The sequence below is a fragment of the Rathayibacter sp. AY1C4 genome (assembly GCF_002932195.1).
Classification (GTDB): Bacteria; Actinomycetota; Actinomycetes; order Actinomycetales; family Microbacteriaceae; genus Rathayibacter.
Genome location: NZ_PSWE01000053.1, coordinates 1 through 10,308, shown reverse-complemented (window position 1 = coordinate 10,308; position 10,308 = coordinate 1). Strand labels below are relative to the sequence as shown.

Below are 10,308 nucleotides of genomic sequence, written 5' to 3'. Positions count from 1 at the left end.
CGGGCGGACCGTGCCCGCGGAAAGGGCGGACGGGGATGGGCGGACCGTGCCCGCGGAAAGGGCGGACGGGGATGGGCGGACGGCGCGAGCGGACGGCACGCGCCCGGGAGGGGCCGGGGCGACGCGGTCGAGGACCGGTCGCCCCGTGCCCGTCAGCACCCTGCGGTGAGGGTGACGCCGATGATGACGCCGGCGCAGAACGGGGTGGTGGCGGGCGCCTCGGAGGCGGCGTCGGTGCCGATCTCGTCGGCGGCGGTGAAGGTGTCGTGGGCGGTGGCGAGCTCGGCGAGGTCGGCGGACTGGACGGTCTGGGCGGTGATGGTCGACATGGTGTTCTCCTTGGATGAGTGGTGGCGGCGGATCCGCCGGGTCGTGCGGGGAGTGGTGCGGGTGGTCCGGCCGGAGGGCCGGGGAGCGGGTGCTGCGGGAGCACCCTGGCGGGAGGAGGGCCGGGTCAGCAGCCCGCGCCGAGGGTGGCGCCGACGATGATGCCGACGCACAGGGGCGTGGTGGCGGGCGCCTCGGTCGCGGCGTCCGAGCCGAGCTCGTCGACGGTGGCGAAGGTGTCGTGCGCTCCCGCGAGGGCGGTGAGGTCGGCGGACTGGGCGTCGGTGGAGATGGTGGTCATGATGTGTCCCTTTCGTGGAGTACCTCGGGCTGAGGTGGTGGTCCCCTCGGGATCGAGGGGAGGTTCGTGGGGCCCTAGCGGGCGGTGAGTCCCGGGCGGTCCGGGTCGATGCGCGCGGCGCGGGCGGCGTCGGCCCAGGCGTCGGCGGCGGGGATCGTCTCGGCCGAGGAGCGCAGGAGCGCTTCGGCGAGGACGCGGGAGCGGTGCTGGCCGAAGCTCAGTCCGCGGTAGGAGGAGCGCTCGTCGGCCGGGTCCTCGGCGTAGGCGAGGCCGTCGGCGAGCCTCTCGGTGAAGGCCGAGACGGCGGTGCGGGGCGAGGGCCGGGCATCGAGCAGCGGAGTGACCCTCCGGGCGACGTCGTCGGCGGAGTCGGCGGGCAGGTAGACGACGAGGGCGTCGGAGCGGGGGAAGGCCCGCGGGTCCGAGAGCGCCTTGGCCTGGTGGCGGGCTCCGGAGGCGGCGAGCGCCTCCAGGAGCGGGCCCCACAGGGCGAGCGCGTCCTCCGCCGAGTCGGCGACGAGCGAGAGGCGCACGACCCGGTCGGCGGGATCGAGTCCCATCGGGCCGAGGGCGAGGAGGTAGCCGGGAGTGGTGCGGGTGCGCCAGCTCGGCAGCCGGACGCCGGCGACGGCCCCGTCGGCGGAGCGGACGAGATCGACCTCGGGCACGAGGACCCGGACGCGGCCCAGCTCGACGACCCGGCGCTCCTCCCCCTGCACGGTGGCGGAGCCGAGCACCCCGGAGGGAGCGGGCTGCAGGACCGTGCGGTGCGGGATCGCGTCGATCAGCCGGGGGGCGAGGTCCTGGCCGTCGCCTCCGGCGGTCTCGCCGAGCAGCGGGTTCCGGAGGTGCAGGTGGGTGTAGACGGTGGCGGCGAGTCGGGCCCGCAGCTCGATCGGCCCGCTGGCCTCGATCACGGTCCCGTCGACCTCGGCCCGCAGCCGGGCGGCGTCGACGCTGATCACGGCCTCGTCGAGGACGGAGCGGGTGGTGAGGGCGGTCATCGCGGGCTCCTGTCGAATCCGAGGGCGGTGGAGTAGGCGGAGGGGGCGAGCAGGACGCGGCGGCCGATGCCGGCGGCGGCCCGCTCGATCCCGGGGAGGCGGGAGACCATCGAGGCCCGGGCGAGGGTGCGGTCGACGAGGTGCCAGCCCAGGTGGGCGGTGGCGCGGACGGCGAGGGCGTCGTCCGCGCCGGCGGTCTCGGCGGCGTAGGCGAGCCACATCCGCCGGATCCTCGGGACCAGTGCCGCCATCCGCTCCGCGATGCGGGCGTCCGCGGCCGCGGTGTCGAAGGCGAGGGGAGGAGCGGAGGCGCCCTCCCGGGTGGTCACGGTGTCGAGCACCGCGCGGTGGATCCACTCCCCCGCCAGCGTGCCGAGGTCGCGGGCCGGATCCCCGATCCCGAACTCCTCCCAGTCGAGCAGCTGGAGGCGCCCGTCGCGGAGGTGGAACTGGTCGAGGCGGAGGTCGCCGTGGATCGGGGCCGTGCGGTTGCCGCTCTCCCACTCGCGGAGATCCTCCGTGGCCGAGACGAGCTGCTCGTCGTGCTGCAGGTCGCCCCAGAAGGCGAGCTCGGCGAGGGTGAGGTCGACGTAGCGGGTGTGCGGGATGCCGACGCGCAGCATCTCGACGGGAGGGCTGGGGTGCGAGGTCGCGGTGAGGCCCGCCACCGGGCCGGCGTGCAGCCGGGCCAGGAGCCGGCCGGCCTGTTCGGGGAAGTCCGCGGGGACGCGCTCCTCCACGAGCAGGAGGGCCAGGCTGGTGCCGGGGCAGTGCTCGAACACCAGCAGGGAGTCGTCCTCGTCGGCCGCCAGCAGGCGGGGTCCGGCCGGGGCGTGCTCGGGGCTCCGGGCGGCGAAGCCGGCGAAGTCCCTGGAGCGGCGGAAGGCCGCGGGGCCCGCCGTCCGGGGCGAGACGTGCTTGACGAAGACGCGGGCGCCGTCGTCGAGGGTCATCGTCCACGACGCGTTCCGGCCGGCGAAGGCGGGGCGGTCGATCGCGGCGACGCGGTGGCGTCCGCCGCCGAGCAGCCGCTCGGTCGAGGCCGCCGCCCGGAGGGCCGCCGGATCCGCGGGGCGGTGCCCGGGGGTCGCGGGGCGGAGCCCGGGAGTCGCGAGGAGAGTCACGATCGTGTCCTTCGGTCGGTCGAGCGGATCAGAAGAGGTAGGTGACGACGAGGTAGGCGCCGCCCGCTCCCCCGACGAGGAGGGCGGTGTTGACGAGCAGCTTCTTGAGGGGCGAGGGGCGGGTCGAGGCGGTGCGCGAGGTGGTCATGGTGGTGTCCTTCCGAGGGGTGGTGGTGGTGGATATCGGGAGCCGGGCCTAGGAGGCGTCGGCGGCCTTGAGGGAGGCGCGGAGCGAGACGCGGGAGCCGGTGCGGAGCGCGTTGTTGCGGTAGACGCGGACGACCAGGCGGAACAGCAGCGGCACCGTGATCGCGGCGACGACGGCGGCGATCACCATCTCGGGGGTGCCGACCGAGTCGAGGCCGAAGCGCATCGGCATCAGGTAGGAGGAGAAGAGGGGGACGAAGGAGAGCGCGTGCACCCAGGCCTCGTCGAGGTTCGCCGGCACCACGTAGAGCGCGATGATCAGCAGCGCCATCTGCACGACGGAGAGCGGCATGGCGGCGGTGCCCAGGTCCTCCTGCCTCGACACGGTCGAGGCGAGCAGGGTGCTGAGGAGCGCGAAGAGCACGTAGCCCTGCAGGAACCAGACGAGGAACCAGACCAGGCTCGGGCCGAGCTCGATCTCGAGGACCGACCACCCGCCGACCACGCTGAACCCGCCGACGACGGCGCCGCCGATCACGAGCAGCTGGGCCAGGGTCACCAGGCCGACGCCGATCATCTTCCCGGCGAGCAGCGGGGCGACGCCGATCTTCGTCAGCAGGATCTCGACGATCCGGGACGACTTCTCCTCGACCACCCCCGAGGCCAGACTCGACGAGGAGTAGACCATCGCGGCGAGCAGGGCGCTGATCATCGCGGTCGCGAACAGGATCCGGGTGTCGAGGACCACGGTCCCCGCCTCCCTCGTCGCGTCGACCAGGAACCAGCCGCCGATCCCGGCGCCGAGGCCGGCGATCGCGGCCAGCGCGAGGGTCGCGGTGAGGATCGTGCGGTTCCCGGTGCGGGTCAGGATCTCGCGGCGGACGATCGTCGCGGCTCCCCGGGCCGGCGTCGGAGGAGCGGAGCTCTCGGCGGTCCGGGCGTGGGCGGCGCGGGGGTGCGTGCTGGTCATCGTCCTGCTCCTTGGATCTCGAGGCGGCGCTCGGCCGCAGGGGTGGAGGCGGCGGTGAGCCGCTCGGACAGCAGCTCGGTCAGCGAGCGCTGCGCGGTGCGGATGCTCCGGAGGCCGCCGTGGCGGGTGAGGGTCGCGAGCACCTGCTCGGGGACGTCCCGGCCGCTGCCCTCGATCGAGACGAGCAGCGACTCCGGCTCACCGGGGACCGGCTCGGCCGACAGTCCCGGTGTGACGCCGAGCTCGGCGACGAGCCGGTCGTCCAGGGGGCGGGAGAACTGCAGCTGCCAGCGGCTGCGGCCGTCGTCCTGCAGCTCGGCCACCGCTCCGCTCGCGGTCACACGGCCGGAGTCGAGCACGCAGACGGTGTCGCAGAGGCGCTCGACCAGGTCGAGCTGGTGGGAGGAGAAGAGCACGCCGACGCCGCGGGCGGACTGCTGCCGGATCAGGCCGGCCATCGTCTCCACGGCGACCGGGTCGAGCCCCGAGAAGGGCTCGTCCAGCACCAGGAGCGACGGATCGCCCACCAGGGACACGGCCAGCTGCACGCGCTGCTGGTTGCCGAGCGAGAGGTCCTGCACCAGCGTGTCGGCCCGCTCGGCCAGGCCCAGCGCGTCGATCACCTCCTCGGCGGTCTCACGGGCTCCCCGGGCGTCGTGCCCCTCGAGCAGAGCGAAGTGGATCACCTGCTCGCGGACCCGCATCTGCGGGTAGAGGCCGCGCTCCTCCGGCATGTAGCCGATCGAGCGGCGGTCCTCGGCGGTGATCGGCGCGCCGTCCCAGGTGATGGTCCCCGTGTCGGGGGTGAGCAGGCCCAGGATCAGCCGCATCGTCGTGGTCTTGCCGGCGCCGTTGCCGCCGATGAAGCCGACGATCTCGCCGCGGCCCACGGACAGGTCCACGTCGTGCAGGACCCGGTGGCCGCCGAATGCACGGCTCACGCCGCTGAGCTGAAGCCCTCGCATGTCATCTCCTCGAAGTCGTTTCTCTTGACTCCTCAGACGCTACGGACGCTCTCGCGACGGGCTCCTGTACTTCGGTACAGCGCCGAGGTGGCCGAAAGTGCAGGTCCCGCATCACCGGACGTGCAGGTCCCGAGGCGGCCGCGCGTGCAGGTCCGGGGGCGGCCCGGGTGCGGGCCGCCTGCGTCCCGAGCACGACGGACGCCCCCGTGCTCGTCCGGTCGGCGACCGGAGCGCACAGGGGCGTCCGTGGAGGAGGAGGGGCGGGGTCAGGCCGTCGCGCAGCTCCCGTCGACCTCGCCGATGACGCCGTCCGTCACCGACACGACCGCGCAGTTCGGGTAGCCCCGCTGCGGCCGGTGCGCGGGGTCGAGCGCGCGGAGGATGCTCCCGAGCACCGCTCCGTGCGTGACGACCAGCACGTCGCCGTGCTCGGCCGCCGGCACGAACCGCGCGATCGCGGCCTCCACGCGGGCGCGCACGGTGGCACCGCTGTCGGCCCGTCCGGAGGGGTCGTGGCGGTGGATCGCGTCGAGCACCGAGTCGAGCCCGGCGTCGGTCATCCGCGGCCAGTCGGCGGAGGAGGGCACGTAGGAGTAGCCGTGGTCGGCGAACACCGGCTCCCAGAGCGAGGCGTTCGGCTGCCCCTCGAAGGCGCCGAAGTGCCACTCGCGGAGCTCGACCATCGGCTCGGCCTCGAGCGACGGGTGCCCGGCGAGCGCCGCCGCCGCCGTGGTGCGGGTGCGGGTGAGGTCGCTCGTGAACGCCGCGACGAGCGGCACCTCGCGCATCCGCTCGCCGAGGGCCGCCGCCTGGCGCTCGCCGCGCTCGGTCAGCGGCGAGTCGCACCAGCCCTGCAGCTGGCCGGCGACGTTGAAGAGGGTCTCGGCGTGGCGGACGAGGTGGATCGTGCCGGTCACGGGCGCGCGCTCGCGGGCGTCGTCGGGCGGGCGGGGGTGGTGCGGTGCATGCGGTTCTCCGGGGTCAGCGCGCTACTCCGGAGCGGCGCGCGCGATGTGGAGGGCCAGGAAGGCGACCTCCTCGTTGGGCAGGGCGGCCTGGTACTCGGCCGCCACGAAGGAGCGCACGCGCTCGGCGGAGGCGATCGCGCGCGGGTAGCGGGCGCTGAGGCTGGTGAAGAGGAAGTCGTCCTCGCTCTCGAGCAGGCCGCCCGAGAAGAAGCGCTCGGCGAAGTACTGCAGGTGCGCCACGAAGCGGGCGGAGCGGAGGTCGTCGCGGTCGAGCGCGGCTCCGCTGGAGTGCTGGATGATCGCGGTCACCGAGCGGATGAGCTGCACGATCCGGAGCGAGTCGATCCCGACCTTGCCGAGCTCCGCGTTGGCGAGGTGGAAGGCGACGTTCGCGGCCTCGTCGGCGGGCAGCTCCACGTCCAGGCGCTCGCGCATCCGCTCGACCGCCCGCTCCCCCACCGCGTACTGCACGGGGTAGACCGTCCGCATCTCCCAGGCCAGCCGGTTGGCGACCGAGAGCCCGCGCCGCTGCCGCTCCACCGCGAAGTGCAGGTGGTCGGTGAGCGCGAGGTACACGTGCGGGTCGAGCTTCAGCCCCTGCTCCTCCGCGTCGGCGACGACCGCGCGGGTGAGCTCGACGAACTCCGGCGGGATCTGCGCCAGGAGCTCGACGAGGTTGCGCTGATCCGAGTCGTCCAGCGCCACGAACACCTGGTCGACGCTCGAGGGCTCGATCGCCTCGCCGGCCTTCGCTCCGAAGCCGATCCCCCTGCCCAGGAGCACGCGCTCGACGCCGCGCTCGTCGACGACGAGGACGACGCTCGAGTTGAGCACCTTCTTGATGGTCTGCATGCGTGTCTCCGTCGACGGCCGCGTCAGGGCTGGGGTGGGGGTGGCGGGGCCTCTGCCCGGAGAGCCGGACGGCGCCTCCGGGCAGAGGAGGATCATCCCAGATCCGCGCCGTTGGAGGCGATGACCTTCTGGTACCAGAAGAACGAGTCCTTCCGGTAGCGCTCGGTGCTGCCGTGGCCGAGGTCGTCCATGTCGACATAGACGAACCCGTAGCGCTTCGAGATCTGCGAGCTGGAGGCGCTGATCAGGTCGATCGGCGCCCAGCTCACGTAGCCGAGCAGCTCCACGCCCTCGTCCACCGCCTGGATCATCTGCTCGAAGTGCGCGCGGAAGTAGTCGATCCGGTACGGGTCGTGGACCCGGCCGTCCTCGGTCAGCTCGTCGCGCATACCGAGCCCGTTCTCGACGATGAACAGCGGCTTGCCGTAGCGGTCGTAGAGGTCGATCAGCGAGATCCGCAGGCCGACGGGGTCGATCTGCCAGCCCCACTCGCTCGACTCGAGGAACGGGTTCTTGACGCCGAGGACCGTGTTGCCGGGGGTGCGCTCGGCGTCGGGGCGCACGGACTCCGTCATCGACATGTAGTAGCTGAACGAGATGAAGTCGACGGGGTGCTCGCGCAGCAGCTCGACGTCGCCCGCCTCGAACGGGATCTCGACTCCGCGGCTCTCGAGCGCCCGCAGCGCCAGGCGCGGGTAGGCGCCGCCCGCCTGGACGTCGGTGCAGAGGTAGAGCATCCGCTCCTTCGCCTGCGTCGCCGCGACGTCGTCGGGGTGGCAGGTGTTGGGGTAGGTGGTCAGCATCGTGAGCATGCAGCCCATCCGCGACTCGGGCCACAGCTCCTTCAGCGTCCTCGTGACCGAGGCGGAGGCGACGAACTGGTGGTGCAGAGCCGTGTAGCAGGCCTGCTCCACGCTGCCCTCGACGGTCTCCTCGATGATCCCGCCCGAGGTGAACGGGTGGCGGATGATGCCGTCGATCTCGTTGAAGGTCAGCCACATGTCGACGAGGTGGCCGAAGCGCTCGAAGCAGGTGCGGGCGAAGCGCTCGAACAGCCCGATCGTGCGGCGGTCGACCCAGCCGTTGTGCTTCAGCGCGAGCGCGAGCGGCGGGTCGTAGTGCGAGAGCGTGACCAGCGGCTCGATCCCGAGGCGCCGCATCTCGGTGAAGAGGGCGAGGTAGTAGGCGATGCCCTCCTCGAGCGGCTCCGCCTCCTCCCCCGTCGGGTAGAGGCGGGTCCAGGCGATCGAGACGCGGAGGGTGGTGAAGCCCATCTCGGCGAACAGCGCGAGGTCGCCGGGGTAGCGGTGGTAGAAGTCGATGCCGCGGCGCTTGGGGTAGTACTCGGTGTCGTCGTCGGACATCGCCGCCGTGATGCTCTCCACCGTGTTGCGGTGGTGGATCGCGTACTCCTTCGGGTCCGCCTTCGGCTTGTAGGAGGCGACGTCGCTGACCGCCGGGCCGCGCCCGCCCTCGCGCCACGCGCCCTCGACCTGGTTGGCGGCGAGGGCGCCGCCCCATCGGAATCCGTCAGGAAGCGCCATCGGCGAGCTCCTTCTCTCTCTGCGTCACGGTCATGATCCGGTCGCCGGCGGTGATCCGCTCGGCGGCCTCGACGAGCACGGTGTACTCGGCGGAGTTGGTCACGAGCACCGGGGTCGTGGTGTCGTAGCCGGCCGCGGTGATCGCGGCCAGGTCGGCGGTGAGGAGCAGCTGCCCGACCTCGACCCGGTCGCCGACCGCGACGTGCGCCTCGAACGGCGCGCCGTCCAGCTGCACCGTGTCGATGCCGACGTGGATGAGTACCTCGACGCCGTCCGCGCGGCGGAGCCCCACGGCGTGGCGGGAGGAGAGCAGCGCGATGACCTCGCCCGCGAAAGGCGCCCGGACGGCTCCGTCTGTGGGGCGGATCGCCAGCCCCTCGCCGAGCACGCCGGCCGAGAACACGGGGTCCGGCACCTCCGAGAGGGGGATGACGGAGCCGGTGAGCGGCGCCTGCAGCGCGAGCGGGCTCCCGGCGTCGGCCGCCACGTCGCCGAGCGCCTGGACGCTGGCGGAGGCGTCGTCGCGCCAGATGACGAAGGAGACGACGAACGAGACGGCGACCGAGATCAGCAGGCCGATCACGGCGTTGAGCAGGTTCCAGGGGTTCAGCCCGTCGATGAACATCGAGATGCTCGCGACGCCGGGGCTGACCAGCGCGAACGCGGCGACCTGCGTGGCGCCGATGTAGGCGCCTCCGACGACGCTGCCCGTGATGACGGAGACCAGGGCGCGCTTGTTCTGCAGCGTGACGCCGTAGAGCGCCGGCTCGGTGATCCCGAAGAGGGCCGAGAGGCCGCCCGAGAAGGCGGTGGCGCGGAGGGTCGCGCTCTTGGTGCGCAGGGCGATCGCGAGGCTGGAGCCGGCCTCCGCCGCGTTGTGGGCGAGCGAGGAGGCGAGGTAGAAGGTGTCCTTGCCCGCGCTGGCCATCGTGGCGATGGTCGGCGGGATGAACGCCTTGTGCATGCCGACCGAGATGATCAGCGGGAGCACGCCGGCCAGCAGCGCGACGGCCACCCAGCCGAGCGCCCCGTAGAGGCCGATCATCGCGCCGGTGAGCATCGAGCCGAGCCAGTAGCCGAGAGGGCCGAGCAGGAAGATCGTGGCCGGAGCGACGATCACGAGGCACATCAGCGGCACGTAGAACGTGCGGATCGGGCCCCACGAGTGCTTCGTGAAGAAGCGCTCGACGACCGAGAGCAGCAGCACGGCCAGGATCGCCGGGAACACCTGGGCGTTGTAGGCGATGACCGGCACCGGGATGCCGAAGAGCGCGACGCCGCCCTCCTGGTTGAGCAGCGTCGTGAACGCCGGGAAGACCAGGACGCCGACGAGCCCGAGCGCGAGCGGCCGGTTCACGTCGAGCTTCTTCGCGCTCGTGTACGCGACGAGCAGCGGCAGGAAGCCGAACACCGCGTCCGGGATGGCGGACAGCAGCTTGAAGTTGTCGGAGGCCGGGTCGAGCCAGCCCAGCGCCGAGGCGAGGACGAGGAACGACTTGAAGATGCCGGCGCCCGCGATGGCCGGGATGATCGGCGTGAAGACGCTGACCACGAAGTCCATGATCGTCGCGCCGAGGCGCTTGAGGGATCGCGGCTGCTTCGCCTGCTCTGCGGATGCGGTGGTGCCGCCGCGCAGCTTCTCGACCGCCGCGTACATCTCGCTGACGCCGCTGCCGACGATGACCTGCGTTTGAGGGCCAGTGACGACGCCGATCACGCCGGGCACCGCCTTCAACGCCTCGACGTCGGCCTTCGCATCGTCCGCCAGCGCGAACCGCAGACGGGTCGAGCAGTGCTGCAGCTTCGCCACGTTGGCGGCGCCGCCGACGTGCTCGAGGATCGCCCTCGCGCTCTCCTGGGTACTCATCGGTACTCCTCCGGGTGTGTGGGGACGCGCGCTTCCCTGCGCTGTGCTGCCCGGCCGTCCGTCGCCGTCCCCGCCCCCTCCGGCACCGTCATCGGTGCTCCGGCGGAGCGTCAGGAGGCATCCGGGCACAAAAAAAGGACCCGACGACGCTCATTACGCGTTTCGTCGGATCCTGCCTGCACGACCAGTCACATGTCCGAGAGCGAACGTAACACGGGGGCGGGTGGGGCGTCAAAGAG

10 protein-coding genes are annotated in these 10,308 nt (G+C 72.6%); all 10 read right to left on the bottom strand.

The window, feature by feature from the left end:
- Window positions 1-152: 152 nt before the first annotated feature.
- Window positions 153-329 carry a hypothetical protein gene (locus tag C5C99_RS17265; RefSeq protein ID WP_181027123.1) on the bottom strand — a complete coding sequence of 59 codons (177 nt, stop codon included), beginning with the start codon at window positions 327-329 and terminating at the stop codon, window positions 153-155.
- Window positions 330-454: 125 nt separating this feature from the next.
- Window positions 455-628, bottom strand: a complete 174-nt coding sequence (locus C5C99_RS17260; protein ID WP_181027122.1) for a hypothetical protein — start codon at window positions 626-628, stop codon at window positions 455-457.
- Window positions 629-702: 74 nt separating this feature from the next.
- Window positions 703-1,632, bottom strand: a complete 930-nt coding sequence (locus C5C99_RS16385; protein WP_104340425.1) for a T3SS effector HopA1 family protein — start codon at window positions 1,630-1,632, stop codon at window positions 703-705.
- Complete coding sequence (gene lxmK / locus C5C99_RS16380; protein ID WP_258059357.1) at window positions 1,629-2,756, bottom strand: class V lanthionine synthetase subunit LxmK; 1,128 nt, start codon at window positions 2,754-2,756, stop codon at window positions 1,629-1,631. Before lxmK ends, C5C99_RS16385 begins: the two co-directional genes overlap by 4 nt.
- A 196-nt stretch (window positions 2,757-2,952) precedes the next feature.
- Window positions 2,953-3,873 (bottom strand): ABC transporter permease, encoded by a 921-nt coding sequence (locus tag C5C99_RS16375; RefSeq protein WP_104340424.1) that lies wholly within the window; start codon window positions 3,871-3,873, stop codon window positions 2,953-2,955.
- Entirely contained in the window at window positions 3,870-4,814 is a 945-nt protein-coding gene (locus tag C5C99_RS16370; protein WP_258063731.1) for an ABC transporter ATP-binding protein, read from the bottom strand. Before C5C99_RS16370 ends, C5C99_RS16375 begins: the two co-directional genes overlap by 4 nt.
- A 290-nt stretch (window positions 4,815-5,104) precedes the next feature.
- The gene (locus tag C5C99_RS16365; protein ID WP_104340423.1) at window positions 5,105-5,755 is read right to left on the bottom strand and encodes a histidine phosphatase family protein; all 651 of its coding nucleotides are present in this window, start codon (window positions 5,753-5,755) and stop codon (window positions 5,105-5,107) included.
- A gap of 72 nt (window positions 5,756-5,827) precedes the next feature.
- Window positions 5,828-6,658, bottom strand: a complete 831-nt coding sequence (locus C5C99_RS16360) for a PRD domain-containing protein (protein WP_104225973.1) — start codon at window positions 6,656-6,658, stop codon at window positions 5,828-5,830.
- Between the two features lie 92 nt (window positions 6,659-6,750).
- Window positions 6,751-8,202 (bottom strand): glycoside hydrolase family 1 protein, encoded by a 1,452-nt coding sequence (locus tag C5C99_RS16355; RefSeq protein WP_104256263.1) that lies wholly within the window; start codon window positions 8,200-8,202, stop codon window positions 6,751-6,753.
- Window positions 8,189-10,069: a beta-glucoside-specific PTS transporter subunit IIABC gene (locus tag C5C99_RS16350; protein WP_104340422.1), complete on the bottom strand. Its 1,881-nt coding sequence runs from the start codon at window positions 10,067-10,069 to the stop codon at window positions 8,189-8,191. The genes C5C99_RS16355 and C5C99_RS16350 overlap by 14 nt, the downstream gene beginning before the upstream one ends.
- Between the last annotated feature and the right edge of the window lie 239 nt (window positions 10,070-10,308).

Excerpts from the sequence above, each read along its gene's own strand:
- C5C99_RS17265 (WP_181027123.1), bottom strand. The coding sequence starts at position 329 with ATGTCGACCATCACCGCCCAGACCGTCCAGTCCGCCGACCTCGCCGAG.
- C5C99_RS17260 (WP_181027122.1), bottom strand. The coding sequence starts at position 628 with ATGACCACCATCTCCACCGACGCCCAGTCCGCCGACCTCACCGCCCTC.
- C5C99_RS16385 (WP_104340425.1), bottom strand. The coding sequence starts at position 1,632 with ATGACCGCCCTCACCACCCGCTCCGTCCTCGACGAGGCCGTGATCAGC.
- C5C99_RS16375 (WP_104340424.1), bottom strand. The coding sequence starts at position 3,873 with ATGACCAGCACGCACCCCCGCGCCGCCCACGCCCGGACCGCCGAGAGC.
- C5C99_RS16360 (WP_104225973.1), bottom strand. The coding sequence starts at position 6,658 with ATGCAGACCATCAAGAAGGTGCTCAACTCGAGCGTCGTCCTCGTCGTC.
- C5C99_RS16355 (WP_104256263.1), bottom strand. The coding sequence starts at position 8,202 with ATGGCGCTTCCTGACGGATTCCGATGGGGCGGCGCCCTCGCCGCCAAC.
- C5C99_RS16350 (WP_104340422.1), bottom strand. The coding sequence starts at position 10,069 with ATGAGTACCCAGGAGAGCGCGAGGGCGATCCTCGAGCACGTCGGCGGC.